Source organism: Rothia sp. HMSC068F09, from assembly GCF_001812775.1.
Lineage (GTDB): Bacteria > Actinomycetota > Actinomycetes > Actinomycetales > Micrococcaceae > Rothia > Rothia mucilaginosa_A.
The window spans coordinates 101236-118481 of record NZ_KV810426.1; the positions used below are offsets into that span (position 1 = coordinate 101236).

At 62.5% G+C, this 17246-nt stretch carries 12 protein-coding genes and 3 tRNA genes; 6 read left to right on the forward strand and 9 right to left on the reverse strand.

Annotated elements, in window-relative coordinates:
• Positions 1 to 138 precede the first annotated feature (138 nt).
• Positions 139 to 1611, forward strand: a complete 1473-nt coding sequence (locus HMPREF2874_RS05390; protein ID WP_070649227.1) for an MFS transporter — start codon at positions 139 to 141, stop codon at positions 1609 to 1611.
• 125 nt (positions 1612 to 1736) lie between these two features.
• Here HMPREF2874_RS05390 and HMPREF2874_RS05395 read toward each other — a convergent pair whose 3' ends face one another.
• From HMPREF2874_RS05395 to bcp, 8 genes are all read right to left on the reverse strand, one after another.
• Positions 1737 to 2384 carry an MBL fold metallo-hydrolase gene (locus HMPREF2874_RS05395; protein WP_070483867.1) on the reverse strand — a complete coding sequence of 216 codons (648 nt, stop codon included), beginning with the start codon at positions 2382 to 2384 and terminating at the stop codon, positions 1737 to 1739.
• Between the two features lie 9 nt (positions 2385 to 2393).
• Positions 2394 to 3485, reverse strand: coding sequence for an S-(hydroxymethyl)mycothiol dehydrogenase (locus HMPREF2874_RS05400; RefSeq protein WP_070649228.1), 1092 nt, complete (start codon positions 3483 to 3485; stop codon positions 2394 to 2396).
• A gap of 134 nt (positions 3486 to 3619) precedes the next feature.
• Complete coding sequence (locus HMPREF2874_RS05405; RefSeq protein WP_070649231.1) at positions 3620 to 4714, reverse strand: alpha/beta fold hydrolase; 1095 nt, start codon at positions 4712 to 4714, stop codon at positions 3620 to 3622.
• A 73-nt stretch (positions 4715 to 4787) separates the two neighbouring features.
• The gene (locus HMPREF2874_RS05410) at positions 4788 to 6251 is read right to left on the reverse strand and encodes a YihY/virulence factor BrkB family protein (RefSeq protein WP_070649232.1); all 1464 of its coding nucleotides are present in this window, start codon (positions 6249 to 6251) and stop codon (positions 4788 to 4790) included.
• Between the two features lie 296 nt (positions 6252 to 6547).
• Positions 6548 to 8029, reverse strand: coding sequence for a malate:quinone oxidoreductase (locus tag HMPREF2874_RS05415; protein ID WP_070649233.1), 1482 nt, complete (start codon positions 8027 to 8029; stop codon positions 6548 to 6550).
• 272 nt (positions 8030 to 8301) lie between these two features.
• Entirely contained in the window at positions 8302 to 10416 is a 2115-nt protein-coding gene (locus HMPREF2874_RS05420; protein ID WP_083309851.1) for an ABC transporter substrate-binding protein, read from the reverse strand.
• A gap of 194 nt (positions 10417 to 10610) precedes the next feature.
• Positions 10611 to 10692 (reverse strand) — tRNA-Leu (locus HMPREF2874_RS05425).
• A 136-nt stretch (positions 10693 to 10828) separates the two neighbouring features.
• Positions 10829 to 11305, reverse strand: coding sequence for a thioredoxin-dependent thiol peroxidase (gene bcp / locus HMPREF2874_RS05430; RefSeq protein WP_070649234.1), 477 nt, complete (start codon positions 11303 to 11305; stop codon positions 10829 to 10831).
• Positions 11306 to 11535: 230 nt separating this feature from the next.
• On the opposite strand from bcp, the gene HMPREF2874_RS05435 reads away from it, so the two are divergent.
• Positions 11536 to 11608, forward strand: a tRNA-Lys gene (locus HMPREF2874_RS05435).
• 383 nt (positions 11609 to 11991) lie between these two features.
• On the opposite strand, the gene HMPREF2874_RS05440 is transcribed toward HMPREF2874_RS05435, so the two are convergent.
• Positions 11992 to 12531 carry a hypothetical protein gene (locus tag HMPREF2874_RS05440; protein WP_049333230.1) on the reverse strand — a complete coding sequence of 180 codons (540 nt, stop codon included), beginning with the start codon at positions 12529 to 12531 and terminating at the stop codon, positions 11992 to 11994.
• Positions 12532 to 12994: 463 nt separating this feature from the next.
• On the opposite strand from HMPREF2874_RS05440, the gene HMPREF2874_RS05445 reads away from it, so the two are divergent.
• From HMPREF2874_RS05445 to HMPREF2874_RS05460, 4 genes are all read left to right on the forward strand, one after another.
• The gene (locus HMPREF2874_RS05445; protein WP_070649235.1) at positions 12995 to 14800 is read left to right on the forward strand and encodes an acetolactate synthase large subunit; all 1806 of its coding nucleotides are present in this window, start codon (positions 12995 to 12997) and stop codon (positions 14798 to 14800) included.
• Positions 14800 to 15300: an acetolactate synthase small subunit gene (gene ilvN, locus HMPREF2874_RS05450; protein ID WP_070649237.1), complete on the forward strand. Its 501-nt coding sequence runs from the start codon at positions 14800 to 14802 to the stop codon at positions 15298 to 15300. Before HMPREF2874_RS05445 ends, ilvN begins: the two co-directional genes overlap by 1 nt.
• 241 nt (positions 15301 to 15541) lie before the next feature.
• Positions 15542 to 16570 (forward strand): ketol-acid reductoisomerase, encoded by a 1029-nt coding sequence (gene ilvC, locus HMPREF2874_RS05455; protein WP_049343341.1) that lies wholly within the window; start codon positions 15542 to 15544, stop codon positions 16568 to 16570.
• Positions 16571 to 16784: 214 nt separating this feature from the next.
• Positions 16785 to 16857: transfer RNA gene (locus tag HMPREF2874_RS05460), tRNA-Lys, on the forward strand.
• The last annotated feature ends 389 nt before the right edge of the window (positions 16858 to 17246 follow it).

A 17246-nucleotide genomic window follows, 5' to 3' on the forward strand; every position in this document is an offset into this window, starting at 1 on the left:
ACCGGCGGAATAATCACGAGAGAGACCATGACCCCAACACCTCAGCGTAGGAATCAGGATTCAGCGCGCCCCGCGGCTCACCCCGAGGACGCGTCACCCACCCCCGGTGCTCACGTACCGGGGGTTCCTCCGCACACTATGAAGGTGACTCCTCCTCCCGAGCTACACGTGCAGCCTACCTCCGGCACGGGGGTTCCCTCCGCTCCGGGCGGTCCCCTCACCGATGTGGTGCGTAACAACGACCACGTGCTGCAGGAGGTGAGGCCCCTCCCTCTGCCCTCGGATGATGAGGTCAATAAGGACGACTCGGTATCGAACATCGTGCGTCAGCATTGGGCGCTGTTTTGGCGAAACGGCCGTGAGCAGCGCAAGTACCTGCGTGATATCTTGCGCGATGAGGGATTTGCGCGTAGCGTCCTGACCATTCTGTTCCACATTCCCGCGGCATCTTCGGCGTTTGCCCTGTATATTCTGCTGGCGAGCCACCTGGGTAGCGTGCACGACGCCGGTTACGCGGTGGCGGCTTTTGCCGGTGCGTACTCGGTTCAGGTGATGATGGGGCCCATGCTGGTGCGGGCCCTGGGCCTGCAGTTTCTTCTGGGTATCACGTCGGTGTTGAACATCGCAGCGATAGCGAACATGCTGGTCATCGGCTGGCGTCTGACTGTGGATCCGAACAATGTGAGTACCCTTTACCACGCGCTCTCCTGCGTGGCGATGGGCTTTACGACCCCGCCGTGGACTCCGTTCGCTCTTGAATCGTTGTATCGCCGGAATTACCGGTATAGCGACGAGCGGTTGGCGACGGCCGTCTCGTGGGGTACCACCGCGAACCTGTCGATGCACCCGTTAGCGGCCCTGATGATTTGGATTGGCGACGCCTACATTGCGCCTAACCACGAATATTCGGGCTTCTGGATTACTATCGGTCTGGATGTGCTCCTGCTCCTGGTGGTTTTCGTGGCGCCGAAGTTCCTACCGGATGTATCTCGCCTGAAGACGGCGAGCGCGCGGGTGCGCATGACGCGTCCGAGCCTGCAGACTGCGGTGCTGGTGATTGGCCTGGTGCTACTGGGCGGATGCGTGGGCTCCGTGGGCTCGGGTCTGCTGGGCTTCGCGCTGATGCAGGGGTCGATGAACATGTTCATGGCGATGGTGGCCGTCGGAACGGGATCGATGGTTCTGGTGGCTTTCCCCGTGATTTTGGGTGGGCAGTCCATTAACCCGTGGCACGGCTGGCTTTTGAGCGGAATTCTGCTGGTCCTGGCCGCCCTGTACCTGCCAACGAGCGTGGATACGTCAACGATTTTCTATGCACTGGTCCTGTGCGGTGCGACGCTGGGTGTGGCCTTCGCCGGCCATGAGCTGTCGCTGAGCCGCTCGCTGAAGTATATTCCCGACGCACAGGCAAGCTTCTTCACCCGTTCGATGCTGGGCATCGGCATGGCGATGGGATGCATGTGGGGCGGCTACATGGGCGACGCCCCGTACTACCGCAACGCGTTCATGGTGCCGGTGATTGTGGCGACCATGTACTTTGCGTTGGGGCACCTGTACGGTTACCTGTGGCGCGAGGAGCACGAGGAGAAGCTGGCTCCCCTGGACGCCTAATCCTTCGCGTTTCCAAATACGACGGAAGGCCCCGTCACCTGCGTGCAGGTGGCGGGGCCTTCCTCTTTTTAGTGCCGCGCTGGGCGGGTAGCCGCGGGGGGCAGCCGTGCCGTGCGGGCAAACGCTTAGTGACCGCGCTTAATCCATGCGGGCAGCTCGGGCGCCTCCAGACCGATGCCGGTGCTGTCGCCGTGGCCGGTGAGGACCGCGGTGGACTCGGGCAGGGTCAGCAGGCGGGTCGAGATCGACTCGATGATGGTGTCGAAGTCGCTGTAGGAGCGTCCGGTTGCGCCGGGGCCACCGTTGAAGAGGGTGTCGCCGGAGAAGACGACGCCTTCGCTGTTTTCCCAGCTGAGGGTGGGTGCGTAGAAGCATACGGAGCCGGGGGAGTGGCCGGGGGTTGCCAGCACGGTCAGCTCGGTCTCGCCGATGCGTAGCACGTCGCCGTCGGCCAGCTCACGGTCGAAGTCCCAGGAGGGGTACACCATTTCCCAGAGCACACGGTCCGCGGGGTTCAGGTAGACGGGGGCGCCGAAGCGTTCCGCCGCCTCCTTGGCGCTGCGGATGTGGTCGTCATGGGCGTGGGTCAGCAGGATCTTCTCCACGGTGCGGCCCGCGACGGTTCGCGAGATCTTGTCGACGTCGTGGGCGGGGTCAATGATGATCACCGAGGAGCCGTTGCCGACGATCCAGACGTTGTTGTCGACGTCCCAGCAGCCGCCGTCCAGCGAGAAGGTGCCGGAGGTGACGACTCGTTCAATACGTTCGCTCACGCTACGCTCCTAGAGTTCCACGACCGAGCGCAGCACGCGGCCGGTCTTCATGGTTTCGAAGGCTTCGTTGACGTCCTCGAGGGTGATGCGCTCGGAGACGAAGCTGTCCAGATCGAGGCGGCCGAGCAGGTACTGGTCCACGAACTCGGGGAAGTCGCGGGAGGGCAGGGTGTCACCGTACCAGGCGCTCTTGATGGAGCCGCCGCGGCCGAACACCTCGTCCAGCGGGATGTTCCAGGTGGTGCCGGGTGCGGGCACACCGACGAGGACGACGCGGCCAGCCAGGTCGCGTGCCTCGAAGGCCTGCTTGAAGGTGGGGGCGATGCCGACGGCGTCGATGACGAGGTCTGCGCCGAAGCCGCCGGTGAGCTCCTTAATGGCCTCGACGGGGTCGACCTTGGAGGAGTTCACGGTGTGGGTTGCGCCGTGCTCGCGGGCGCGGGCCAGCTTCTCTTCGTCGATGTCCACGGCGATGATGGTGGTCGCGCCACCCAGCTGTGCGCCTGCAATTGCTGCGGTGCCGACGCCGCCGCAGCCGATGACGGCCACGGACTCGCCGCGCTTGAGCTCACCGGTGTTCAGCACGGCACCCAGGCCGGCGGTGACACCGCAGCCGAGCAGACCAATTGCTGCGTACTGTTCGGGGCTGATATCGGCGGTAATCTTGGTGCACTGACCTGCCGCGACGAGGGTCTTCTCGGCGAAGGAGCCGATACCCAGCGCGGGGGTGAGCTCGGTGCCGTCCTCGAGGGTCATCTTCTGGGTTGCGTTGTGGGTTGCGAAGCAGTACTGCGGCTGGCCCTTGCGGCATGCGCGGCATTCGCCGCAGACGGCACGCCAGTTGAGGATGACCAGGTCGCCGGGGGCGATGTCGGTGACGTCATCGCCGACGGCCTCGACGATACCTGCGGACTCGTGGCCGAGCAGGTAGGGGAAGTCCTGGCCGACGCCGCCGGTGACGTAGTGGTGGTCGGTCTGGCAGACGCCGCAGGTGAGGACCTTGACGAGGGCCTCGCCCTTGCCGGGGTCGGGTACGTTGATGGTGGTGACGGTGACGGGCGCGTCCTGGGCGAGGGCTACGACAGCCTTAACCTGGTGCATGGTGCTCCTTTGCTGGGCGCGGTTGAGCCTCAACCGCTAGATAAAGGTTTTTTGATACGTTCCCATTCTAAGAGCTAAGGCATACCTGACGCACCCCGGGTCTGAGCGTGAAGCCCCCGGAGGAATATGACGTTTTATGAAGGATTCGTCGCGCCCCCGGTACCTTCGGCCGCCTCGGCCTCCGCCACCTCCACTTCTGCCGCGAAGGCGAGCGCACCGCGTCGGAAGGCACCGGAGGTCAGGGCGTTTACGTGGTCGCGGCCGGGCAGGGGAATGAAACGGTTGAGCGGGTTGTCGTCGCGCACCATGTCGTAGAGTTCGGCACCGTCGGCGGCGATGGTGTCCGCATCGCCGAGCACGACCGCGATGGGTGCGTGCGGATGCGCACCGGGGTTGCCCGCCGGCAGCTCGGGGGAACCGGTGCGCAGCGCGGGCACGTCGAAGAACGGGCCGAAGGGAATCCGCACGAACTTCAGCAGCGCATCGGGCTGAGCGGGGGAGTTATCAATAATGGAGGTGAAGGAGGCAATGGCCTCCTCCGTGGAGTCTGCCGCCGGGGTCTGCGCGCCCGCGGAGGCGCTGGTACCTTCGTGCGCCTCGAGCATGGCGCGCAGGGTGATGAGGTGGTCGTGCAGGGGCAGGCCGCCCAGGGTGAGGGAGGCGACCGCCTCCGGGTGGGTGAGGGCGAGTTCCCAGCCGACGCGGGCGCCGAAGGAGAAGCCGATAACGTGCGCGCGCGATTCCAGTTCAACGCCGAGATCGTTCTCGGTGGCGACGGTGCGTAGCAGCCGAGCGAGCATGTTGGTGAACAGGTGCATGGGGGTCAGCGGCCGGCCCACCGCATCGACAGAGAGCACCGAATCGACGGGAATTTCTCGGCTGCGCACACTCGTGTGGTCGGGGAGCTTGCAGTCGATGGCGTGCATGGACTCGGGGTCCTTAAGGTACTCGTCCGAGTGGTAGGGCAGGGCAACGATTAGCACGGGGTATCCGGCGCGCAGGTATTGGCGGATCCAGCCGGTGCCGCCGTAGAGCTGTTCGCCGCGGGTAGCGAAGCCGTGAATCATGAGGGCCGGGATGCGGCTTTTGAGCTGCTTCGGCTGGTAGAGGGTGTACTCGAGGTTGGGTAGGGTAACGCCGGGCGCAGCATTATTGGTCGCGGCGGCGGCGTCAGGCGTAGCGGCGGTGGGTACGGCAAAGGGCGCGGGAGAGAATTCTGCACTGGTCATAGTTCTATCTTAGTGACCGGGGTTTCTGTCCCGCGCCCTTCACACGCATGGTGGGTGAGCGCTCGGCTGCCTCTTAGTTCTTCTTGGCCGCCTCGTTCGGGTTGTCGGTGCTCGGCTTATCGGCGCCTAGATTGTCGGCACCCAGGTCGAAGAGTGCCTCCTGGGCCGGATCGGCGGAAGATTTTGTCTCGGCAGATGAGCTTGCTGCCGCGGAAGAGTCCGGCTTAGCGGTCGCGCGTGCATCCGCCTTTGCCGAGGCCGCCTCCGAAGCCTGAGCCTCGGCGGCGTCAGTCCTCGCCTGCTGTTTCTTGCCGTTTTCGAGTCGTTCCTTGCCGTCGGCAATCATCGTGCGAATCATGGCGGTGTTGGTGTCCACCGCCTTCTGCACGCGAGCTACGACGGAGGGGCCCTTCGGCTTGGGGAGCATGCCCTGGCCTGCCGCCTGCTGCTGCAGCTCGCGTCCGGCAGACATGAGGCGTTCCTGGCGTGCCTTCAGCGCGCGCGAGGCGGAGGTGCTGCGCGGCTGCACCTTCAGGTGGCCGTGGTCGTCGTCGCCGGCGATAATCTGGCGCATGAGCATAATTTCCGCGTCCAGGTGCGCGCCGAAGAGCAGCATGTTGTTCATGATCCAGATGAACAGCAACATCACGATCACACCACCAATGAGGCCGTAGGTGGCGTTGTATTTGCTGAAGTTGTTGGCGTAGAGGGTGAAGCCGAAACCGCCCAGGCCCATGCCGAAGAGGGCGAGCGCCGCACCGGGGGAGAGCTTCCACTGTTTGAAGCGGCGCACGTTCGGGGTGGTCGCGTAGAGCAGAGTAATCAGGGCGATTGCCATGAACAGGATGAGGACCCAGCGGCCGTTGAGCCAGATGAGCTTGATGAGCTCCATGTCGACGGTCGCGGGCACGTACTGACCGACCATGTCCAGGACGGTTACACCCAGCAGCATCATGAGCATCATGAGTACCACGAGGATGATAATCACTGTGGTGACGAAGACGTTCAGCGGCTTGAGAATCCAGCCGGGGCGACCTTCACGCACGTTGTAGACCGTGTTGAGAGCTCGACCGAAGGATCCGGTGTACCCGGAGGCGGACCAGATCGCACTGAGGATACCGGTCAACAGCACCAGGCCCGCGCCATGGTCGCCGGTAATCTGCTTGATGGGGTCTTCCAGGATGCCGTACATCTGGGCGGGCGCGTTGTCCTTGAGGAAGGCGAGGATGACGGCGGCGCTTTCCTCACCGTGACCAAATACGCCCAGTAGGGAGACGATCGCCAGCAGGGCGGGGAAGATGGACAGCACGGTGAAGTAGGTGAGTGCTGCCGCCATGTCGGTGCCGCCGTTTGCGCCGAATTTGTAGATGGCACGGCGCAGAATGTAGAGGATGCTGCCCTTGGGGAAGTCGCGCAGCTTCACGCTTGCGTACTTGGGGGCCGCGGGCTTCTTCTTACGGGAGAAGAGTCCGCGTCGAGCTCCGACGGGTACCTGGGTTGCGGAGGTGTCCGTGGAAGAGCCGGTGTGTGCAGCCAATGGGGCTCCTTGGGTGAATGATGAGGTGTACACATGCGGCGCCCCGCACGTCTCGCGCTGAGAGCGTGCGGGCGCACAGTTTGGGCGGGAAGAACAATGAGCTGCTCTTCCCGCCCCTGCGGTGACATTATAGGGTTTCTGCCGCACCGCACAATTTACCGACGGTGCAAATATATGGTGTGTTTGCCCTCTCGGGGTCTTAAAACTCGATACCCCGGGTACGCGACAGGCCCCTCCACGCGGGGTGGAGGGGCCTGGCGAAAGTACGCGTCGAACGTTCGACGGGTTACGCGCGGCTAGTTGTGGATGCCCAGAACCTTAGCGGTGTGACCCATCAGCTCGTCAGCCAGCTGCGGGTTGTCGTTGAGCTTCACACCGTAGCCGGGGATGAGTTCCTTCAGGCGGGGCTCCCAACCGGCAATCTTGGAGGGGAAGCACTTGGACAGTAGGTTTAGCATGATAGGAGCCGCGGTGGAGGCACCCGGGGATGCGCCCAGCAGCGCAGCAATCGAACCGTCGGCGGCGGAGACAACCTCGGTACCGAACTGCAGGATGCCGCCCTTCTTTGCGTCCTTCTTCATAATCTGAACGCGCTGGCCGGCCTCGATGAGCTCCCATTCGCCGCCGTCAGCCTCGGGGTAGTACTGGTACAGCGACTCGAGGCGGGCTTCCTTGTTCTTGAGTAGCTCGGAGACGAGGTACTTGACCAGGTCCAGGTTGTCCAGGCCCGCGCGGCTCATCGGGTAGATGTTGTTCAGGCGCAGGGACAGGGGCAGATCCAGCAGCGAACCCTGCTTGAGGAAGTTCGTCTTGAAACCCGCGTAGGGGCCGAACATGAGGGCGCGCTTGCCGTCCACGTAGCGGGTATCCAGGTGAGGCACGGACATCGGGGGAGCACCCACGGATGCCTGGCCGTAGACCTTTGCGTTGTGCTTCTGTGCGGTAGCCTCGTGGGTGTTGCGCAGGAACAGGCCCGAGACGGGGAAGCCGCCGTAGCCCTTACCTTCCTTGATGCCGGACTTCTGCAGCAGGTGCAGGGCACCGCCACCGGCACCGAGGAAGACGAACTTCGCGTTGATGGTCAGCGGTTCTTCCTTGTTGATACGGTTAATCGCGTTAACGGTCCAGGAGCCGTTGGACTCGCGGTTCAGGTTGGTGACCTGGTAGCCGTAGCGAACCTCAACGCCCCTGGGCTGCAGGTGGTCAATCATCTGCTGGGTGAGGGCGCCGAAGTCGACGTCGGTACCCTCGGGAGCCCAGGTGGCGGCGATGGGTTCGTTACCCTTGCGACCGTTCACGGTCAGCGGTGCCCACTCGGCAATCTTCTCGCGCTCGGTGGAGAACTCCATGCGCTCGAAGAGCTTCTCCTTGCGGAAGGCGTCGAAACGTGCGGCCAGGTACTTGGAGTGATCCTCGCCGAAGACCAGGGACATGTGGGGGACCGGGTTGATGAACTCGGTGTTGTCCAGAATCTTTTCTTCAACCAGGGAGGCCCAGAACTGGCGGGAAATCTGGAACTGCTCGTTGATGTTCAACGCCTTGGCGGTGGAGACGGTGCCGTCGGGGCCGGCGGGGGCGTAGTTGAGCTCGCACAGTGCCGAGTGGCCGGTACCGGCGTTGTTCCAGGGATTGGTGGACTCCTGGGCGGCCTTGTCGAGGCGCTCAAGCAGGATGATGTTCCAGGTCGGCTCGAGTTCCTTAAGGAACACGCCGAGGGTGGCGCTCATGATGCCGCCGCCCACCAGGACGACGTCGGTTCGTTCAGTACGTGCTACCACTGAATTCTCCCTAGGGTGTGGGTGCCCGGCCTCGGGCACAACAAATAATTGTGGGGTACATCATCTAGCCTACTATCTTTTGAAGGGTGAGTTGTAGCTAGAATCCACAAAATATTGGAGAGTGGTACACCTCATAAGTAAGGTTTTCTTAGGGTGGAAAAAACCTTAGCTGTCGTTGCCCGGTAGCCTCCGCCCCTCCGCGGAGGCGCGGGCCGCCGTACGTGCCGAAGAACGTGCCGCCGCACGTTCTGCCGGCCTCGCGGGGCATCCGGCTACGATAGGCGCAGCTTGCTGAAGAACTCGATGGCGTTCTGCTCCGTCTGGTAGCCCTGCACGGAGCGGCTCACCGCAACCTTCGAGGTCACGTTCAGCAGGGGAACCGCCGGCATGAACTGGCCGAGCTGGGTAACCACCTTCGCGTAGAGCTCACGCTGCGCATCCACAGACTCGGCCGAGTCCGCGGCGCGGATGCTCTCCATAATCTGCAGGAAGCTCGGGGATTCCTCCACGGGAACGGCCGTGGCCGAAGGCGTGGGGGTGGGGGAGGGTGAAGCGGAAGCGGATTCCTCCGGGCTCGCCGGATCTGGCGAGAAGCTTGGCTGCGGACTCGGCGTCGCCTGAATCCGAATATTTGAATCCGCACCGTTTGAAGAGGGTAGCTCGACAGTCTTCGCTGTCACCCCGGTCGTCATGCTCTCGGGTGCCGCGGCGACGATTGAGCGCACCTGCTGCTCGGCAATCATCGGGGCCAACGCCGGACCGAAGAACGCATACGGGTCGCGGTACATGCCGTAGAAGCCCGCCAGCGCAATGCCGCGCGTCGAGGACGGCTCGTTCACCTTCGCGTGGTACTCCTCCCAGGTGAGCGGCACCGGCACAATGTTGAGGCCCACCTCGATGAGGGAAGCCACCATCTCGGAATACACCTTCTGCGGGGTATCCATCCAGGGCAGGGAAACATCCGCGGGGTAGTAGCACTCAATAACCTGGTTGTTATACCCGGCCGTGGCCAGTAGCGAACGGGAAAGGTCCTGATTGCGGTCGGTGTGCTCCTTCGCGTGGTCGGCCCGAATACGGAACGACGGGGAGACAAGAGTCTGCGCGTCAGAGGTGCCCTGCGGGTAGTACTGGTGGAGTGCCCCGCGGTCAACCGCGTGGGAGATGGCGCGGCGCACCGAAATATTCTTGAGCACGGGGTGCGCCGTGTTCAGGTGCAGGTACACGAGCGAGAACGGGTCGCGGCCCGGGGTCTGGTAACCGTCACGAGCCAGCTGGCCCAGATCGGAGGAATTCACCTGATCGCACGCATCGATCATTCCCTCGACCAGCGCGAAGTAGCGCTTATCGGAGGAGGTCAGGGTCGAAATCTGAATCTCATCAAGCTGCGGGCGTGCACCGTCAAAGTGCTCGTTCGGAAGCAGGCGCACGGTGCCCTTCTCGGAGGACTCGATGCGGAAGGCTCCGGTGCCCACCGGAACACCGGTGAGCTTCTGGTCGCTACCAAAGAGCGCGGGGTCGATAATGCCGAAGGCCTGCTGAGTCAGGATGCATCCGAAGGCCAGCGAGGGACGCGATAGGGTCACCACGACCGCGCCGTCCTGCTCCTTGACGGAGGTCACCAGCGGGGTGAAGGAGACGGGCTTCGGCTCAGGCTTCGTTGCCTCCGTCTTCGCGGTCGCCCCCTTCTGAGAATCGGAGGAATTGGGATCCGCAGACGGGGATGCGCTGCTCTGGGCATCCGCGGTTGCGGAGGCGCTCGCTCCCGCGGTCGGGGAGACGAGCGCGGACGGGGTGGCGGAGGCATCTGCCGAGGCATCCTTCTGCGCGGGCTGCTCCGGCACACCAAAACCCCACGCGTACAGGGGCTGTGCCGGAACCACCAGCGCGGCGGTAGACTCGCCCGTTGCCAGGGCCTGCCAACGCTGGAAATTCTGCACCACCGCTGCGGCCGTCAGGGCCGTACCGTTGCTGAAATGCACATTGTCACGCAGAACAAACGTATGGGTCAGGCGGTCGTCCGAAACCTTCCACTCGCGGCAGAGCGAATCGGTCGTATCGGGGGAGCCCGTGTAGTGGTCTGCCGTGAGCAGGGTCTGCAGAACCTGCGCCGTCACCTGATAGGTGCTTGCCACCGGGGAGAGCGCGGGGTCCAGCTGAACGGGGGCGGCACCCTGCGCGAAACGAAAAATACGGCCCGCTGAAGCCGCCGAGGAACCCGATGCGGGGTTGGAGGAGCCGGTCGAAGCGCACGCGGTTAGGGCCGTTCCCGCGCTCAACAGGGCGCCAAAACGCAGAACGTCGCGGCGGCTCAGGCCGCGTGAACCGGCGGTTACCCGGAGCAGCTCAGCGTTTTTGCGGGCCGAAGAGGCACGATGATCATTCAGCACGGGAGGTCCTCTTTTCCATAGCGGATGCTTGTATTCAGAATACCGGTTCGAGTCGCGCTCGGGCACTCGTTCTGCCGCAATCTGCGAGAGCGGGGCCGCGGGCGGGTGCCCGGGCACGGGGCGGACAACGGAGCACGGATAGAACAAACCCGCCGCCACGGTAGCCGTGACGGCGGGTTCACTGTGAATGTGTGTGCGCGAGGGGGGACTTGAACCCCCACGCCGTAAGGCACAGGAACCTAAATCCTGCGTGTCTGCCAATTTCACCACTCGCGCGCGCGGACCTCACCCCGAAGGGATGCGTCAGAGGTCCAAGACCCAAGTCTACACTAGAGGCTCCTCTAGACGCGAAATCGGCGGCGTATCGTTCTGCCACCGTTTCCCGTCCGTCGGCCTGAGCGGTGCCCCGGCCCTACTTCGGGTCGATGCCCAGGTCGCGACGCAGCTTTGCCACGTGGCCGGTCGCGCGCACATTGTACTGGGCCACAGAAATAACGCCCTGCTCGTCAATCACGAAGGTCGAACGAATCAAGCCCTCGTACACGCGGCCGTAATTCTTCTTCTCACCCCACGCGCCGTAGGCTTCAGCTACCGCGTGATCGGCGTCGGAGAGCAGCGGGAACGACAGCGACTCCTTCTCCGCAAAACGGGCAATAGCCGACGGCGAATCGGGGGAGACGCCCAGAACCACGTAGCCCAGAGACTTCAGCGAGGCCAGGTTATCCCGAAAGTCGCAGGCCTCCTTCGTGCATCCGGGGGTCGAAGCCTTCGGGTAGAAGTACAGAATGACCTTGCTACCCGCGTAATCGCTCAGGCTGTGCTCCGCGCCCGATGCGTCGGGGAGGGTGAAAGCGGGGGCCGGGGTGCCCGGCTCAAGACGGATGCTCATGATGCTCCTCAAAGTTCATTGCGTGTGGCGGGTGTGCCCGCCCCAATACTTCACCCCAGTCTAAAGCGTCCCTGTCTCGGGATGCACCCCGTTCGGGGAAACGGTTCCGGAGAGTCTCATGCCCACGCACCATATAATGTGTTGAGAGTCACCATGTGTCGAGTTGCGCAAAAAATTGGAAGTGCGTATAGTATTTTCTTGTTGCAAGGGAAACCTGCTAAACAGAATAAGCGCCTCTAGCTCAATTGGCAGAGCAATTGACTCTTAATCAATGGGTTCTGGGTTCGAGTCCCAGGGGGCGCACATCAAGAAAGATCCCGCTGATTCTTCGGAATCGGCGGGATTTTTGCGTTCCCCGCGAAAAAGACTGGAGAAGCTTGGGGGTATAGATATTTCCCCTTGCTCCTACAGGGGACCTGTCCTCGCAGAGCTCGGACACCCTGATGTCGCGGCGGGGAATATCTATACCCCTGCGTGTCTGTGGTTCAGGGGGTCGTGGAATCCCGCCGGGGTTGCGGTAGATTCGCGGTGGTTTTGTGTGCGCCCCGTGCCTAGCGAACTGGTGCGGGGGAGGGCTGTCGCGGTTTAGCCTGTTGCCTGGTGGCTTGGTGTTTTGCGTGCAGGCACACGAAAGCCCGCCACCGTCACACAACAGCAGCGGGCAATCATTTCAAAAAGTCATAAAGCTACAGGACCGGCCAAATCCGCGTCACAAACTCGCGGAAGTCCTTCACATCCTTACCCTGCTCCAGCAGGCCCGTGCCGTAGCGGGTCACCACCTCCGCATTATCCTCGAAGGCCAGCTCGAACGCGCTACCGTTCACCGATTCAATCACCACGGAGTCCTCACCCACCGAATAGGCGTGCAGGGCGTTCGTGTTATCAATCGTCGTGGCCGTACCCGCGGGAGTCAGTCCCGGCATGTTAATCGGCGCGATGATTACCTCGTCCGGAGAATCCTGGTAGCCGATGATGAAGTGCGTCTGATCCGGTGACTGGTGCACCGCCAAATCGGGGTTGCGGTACACGGCGCGGCCCGTTGCGTACACCAGGTTGTACGCACCGTAGTTAATAATCTGCTCATCAAAGACGGGGTGCATCACGCGCACGAGCTCCTCGGCGGTAAGGAACTCGGGATTCTCGAGAGAGTTGAGGGGGTCGACAACCTCTGCGTACTTACTTGCTTCGGTCAGCTCGTCGGCGACCGGGATAATCGGTTCGGTCATAGCTTCAGTCTACCGGGGTAGGGGAGACAGGTCACGGGTTTACGGCGATATTACGCATCATTAACCGGGTAATACGCGTCTTTTGCGGATGCTGGAGTGGGGTTCATGCAAGATAGTGCACCAGTGTGCCGAGTGTCCACATCATGAAAGATGGGGCCTGACATGGGCTAATGTGCTCACAATCCGGCTGTCGCCCCTCTAGAGATTTGACTCACCTCTCAGAAAGGGGGCACCATAGAGGGGTGAAGACAGCAATGTTCCAGCGAATTCTACGCCTTGTCGATGTCGCCTAGGGCGCGTGGCAGGGTCTATTCACTGCGACTAAGCGCCCCTATCGCTACCACCAACAGCGGGGGGCATTTTTTATAGCTTGGTACCACCGGGCATAGGATGCGTGAGGACCACACAAATCCCGCGCAGAACATTGAGTACAACGAAGAACCAAAAGACACGAGGCATTTCCATGACCATGGGATTTTCCACTTCTGATGACGCGGCAAACGCTCCCGCAGAACGCATGACCGGTTCTCAGGCAATCGTCCGCACCCTCGAAGACCTGGGTGTGACTGACGTTTTCGGCCTGCCTGGTGGAGCTATTCTGCCGACCTATGACCCCCTGTACGATTCCAAGAAGGTCCGTCACATCCTGGTACGTCACGAGCAGGCTGCAGGCCACGCAGCTCAGGGCTACGCTGTCTCCAGCGGCAAGACCGGCGTGTGCATCGCAACCTCCGGCCCCGGCGCCACCAACCTGCTGACCGCAATCGCTGACGCCAACATGGACTCCATCCCCCTGGTCGCCATCACCGGTCAGGTTTCCACCAAGCTGCTCGGTACCGACGCATTCCAGGAAGCTGACATTGTCGGCATGGCAATGCCCATCTCCAAGCACTCCTTCATGATTACCGACGCACAGGACATCCCCCGTGCGCTCGCCGCAGCCTTCCACATCGCCTCCACCGGTCGCCCCGGCCCCGTGCTCGTGGACGTCACCAAGGACGCACAGGTCGGCATGATGGAATACCGCGGCATCCCCGAGGACCTCGAGCTGCGCGGCTACACCCCCGCAACCCGCGGCCACTCCAAGCAGATTCGCGAAGCCGCCAAGCTCATCACCGAGTCCAAGCGCCCCGTCTTCTACGTCGGCGGTGGCGTGGTGCGCGCTGGCGCATCCGACGAGCTGCACAAGCTGGCTAAGCTCATCGGCGCCCCCGTCGTCACCACCCTGAACGCTATCGGCGCGTTCCCCGAGTCCGACCCCCAGAACCTCGGCATGCCCGGCATGCACGGCACCGTTCCCGCAGTGGCTGCCATGCAGAAGTCCGACCTGCTCATCACCCTGGGTGCCCGCTTCGACGACCGCGTGACCGGCCAGGTCGACACCTTCGCCCCCGAGGCCAAGGTCATTCACATCGACGTTGACCCCGCCGAGATCTCCAAGATTCGTTTCGCTGACGTCCCGATCGTTGGCGACCTGAAGTACGTGCTGCCCGAGCTGACCGAGCTGCTCTCCACCGAGTTCGCTCAGGAGCTGCCCAACCTGGGCGAGTGGTGGAACGAGCTGAACGAGATCCGCAAGGATTACCCGCTCGGCTACGAGAAGCCCTCCGACGGCCTGGGTTCGCCCGAGTACGTGCTGGAGCGCATTGGCGCCCTGACCGGCCCCGACGCCTACTACGTCACCGGCGTTGGCCAGCACCAGATGTGGGGTGCACACTACCTCAACCAGGAAAGCCCCCGCCACTTCATCAGCTCCGCAGGCCTCGGCACCATGGGTTACGGCGTTCCCGCCGGCATGGGTACCCAGGTGGCACACCCCAACTCCACCGTGTGGATTATCGACGGTGACGGCTGCTTCCAGATGACCAACCAGGAACTGGCAACCTGTGCCCAGAACGGCATCCCCGTCAAGGTTGCCGTCATCAACAACTCCTCCCTCGGCATGGTGCGCCAGTGGCAGACTCTCTTCTACGATGAGCGCTACTCCAACACCGACCTGAAGGACGGCCACGGCACCGCACGCATCCCCGACTTCGTGAAGCTCGGTGAGGCCTACGGTTGCGCCACCTTCCGTTGCGAGCGCGACGAAGACGTGGACGCCACCATTAAGGCTGCCCTGGAGATCAACGACCGCCCCGTGGTTATTGACTTCACCGTGAGCCCGCACGCACTGGTCTGGCCTATGGTTCCGGCCGGCGTGTCGAACGACAAGATTTGGATTGCGAAGAACACTTCGCCCGACTTTGACCGCGAGGGAGAGAACAAGTAATGTCTCAGCACACCATGTCCGTTCTGGTAGAGGATAAGCCCGGCGTTCTGACCCGCGTCTCCGGCCTCTTCTCCCGTCGACTGTTCAACATCCTCTCGCTGGCCGTCGGCCCGACCGAGAACCCCGGTGTCTCCCGCATCACCGTCGTGACCGAGGGTGACGCCCACACCATCGAGCAGATTACCAAGCAGCTGAACAAGCTCGTGCACGTGCTCAAGGTCGTCGAGCTGCCCGCCGACTCCTCGACCCAGCGCGGCCACATCCTCATCAAGGTGAAGGCTGACGCCGTTGCACGTCTGCAGATTGTTCAGGCAGCTGACCTGTTCCGTGCCTCCGTCATCGACGTCTCTCCCGAGTCCGTGGTCATCGAGGCCACCGGTTCGGCAGAGAAGATTCACGCCCTGCTGGATATCCTGGAGCCCTACGGTATTCGCGAGATTGTTCGCGCCGGTACCATCGCCCTCTCCCGTGGCCCCCGCGCCATGAGCGAGCGCATCTAACGCCCACACCGCGAGTGTAGAACAACCCCGCACACGCGGGGAACAGATCGGGTATCGCATCGCTTCAGCCGGGAAACCGGCGGCGATGCGGTACCCGGCTCTATAGGGTTCGCGAACCTTCCGGATGCTTCAGATGCTGAGAAGTACTCTCGAGAACCCGAAACTAAACAGCTTTCAAGTAAAATAGTGAATGTTGAGCCCAGCCTGGGCCGCATATCATAAAGTACTTAGGAGAAGAAAAATGGCAGCAACCATTTTCTACAACGACGACGCAGACCTCTCTGTGATCCAGGGCCGCACCGTAGCAGTTATCGGTTACGGCTCTCAGGGTCACGCACACGCACTGAACCTGCGCGATTCCGGCGTGAAGGTCATTGTTGGCCTGCCCGAGGGCTCCAAGTCCCGCGCCAAGGCTGAGGCAGAGGGCCTCCGCGTTGCAACCGTCGCAGAGGCAGCAGCAGAAGCTGACGTCATCATGATCCTGACCCCGGACCAGGTCCAGGCAAAGGTCTACGCAGAGAGCATCGAGCCGAACCTGAAGCCCGGTGACGCACTGTTCTTCGCACACGGCTTCAACATCCGCTTCGGCTACATCACCGTTCCCGAGGGCGTCGACGTTGCCATGGTTGCCCCCAAGGGCCCCGGCCACATCGTGCGCCGCGAGTTCGAGGCTGGCCGCGGCGTTCCCGCCCTGGTTGCAGTCGAGAAGGACGCATCCGGCGAGGCACTCGCACTGGCTCTGTCCTACGCTAAGGCACTGGGCGCAACCCGTGCAGGCGTCATCAAGACCACCTTCACCGAAGAGACCGAGTCCGACCTGTTCGGTGAGCAGGCAGTTCTCTGCGGCTCCACCTCTCAGCTGGTTCAGTACGGCTTCGAGGTTCTGACCGAGGCTGGTTACCAGCCCGAGATCGCTTACTTCGAGGTTCTGCACGAGATGAAGCTCATCGTCGACCTGATGATTGAGGGCGGCATCGCCAAGCAGCGCTGGTCCATCTCCGACACCGCAGAGTACGGCGACTACGTCTCCGGCCCCCGCGTGATCTCCCCCGAGGTCAAGGAGAACATGAAGGCTGTCCTGGCAGACATCCAGAACGGCAGCTTCGCAAAGCGCTTCATGGACGACCAGGCCGCCGGCGCACCCGAGTTCAAGGAACTGCGCGCCAAGGGCGAGGCACACCCCATCGAGGCTACCGGCCGCAAGCTGCGTAAGCTCTTCGCATGGAACTCCGTTGACGACGACTACACCGAGGGTTCGGTCGCTCGCTAAGCGGTAGCCAAGCTATAGCTTTCTGAGAATCCGGCGTCGCGCCTCTCCTCCCGTGTGGGGGAGGGGCGGGGCGCCGGATTTCTGTCTAACGAGAGCCCTATGAAATCCCTCAAACGGTATGTGTGATGCAGTTCATGCTTCCTTGGGTTGCGGGTGGGATGGAAAGCGCGTATAGTATTTTCTTGTTGCAAGGGAAACCTGCTAAACAGAATAAGCGCCTCTAGCTCAATTGGCAGAGCAATTGACTCTTAATCAATGGGTTCTGGGTTCGAGTCCCAGGGGGCGCACATCAAGAAAGATCCCGCTGATTCTTCGGAATCGGCGGGATTTTTGCGTTCCCTGAATAAATACAGTTTTGTCGTGCGAGGTGCATATTATCCTCTTTGCTTCGGGTTTCGATGCTTGGAAGACGGTATTCGCCCTCGTTCCTACAGGGGTGGGGTGGGTGGGTACCTCGCGTCTCCCAAGACTACGGGGGTGCGCTACATGTTTCCTCCGCGCCTACGCAGGGGCACCCGTCACCCGGACGCTCCGCTCTTCCTTGCTTCGCTGCGGAGAGCGTCCGTGTGACACCCTGAGGGCGCTTCCGGAAAACGTAGCTGCACCGGTTAGGCGGGTGCGTGGAGGTTTCGGTGGCCTCCGTAGCGACATCAGGGTGCCCGAAGCGAAGCGAGGG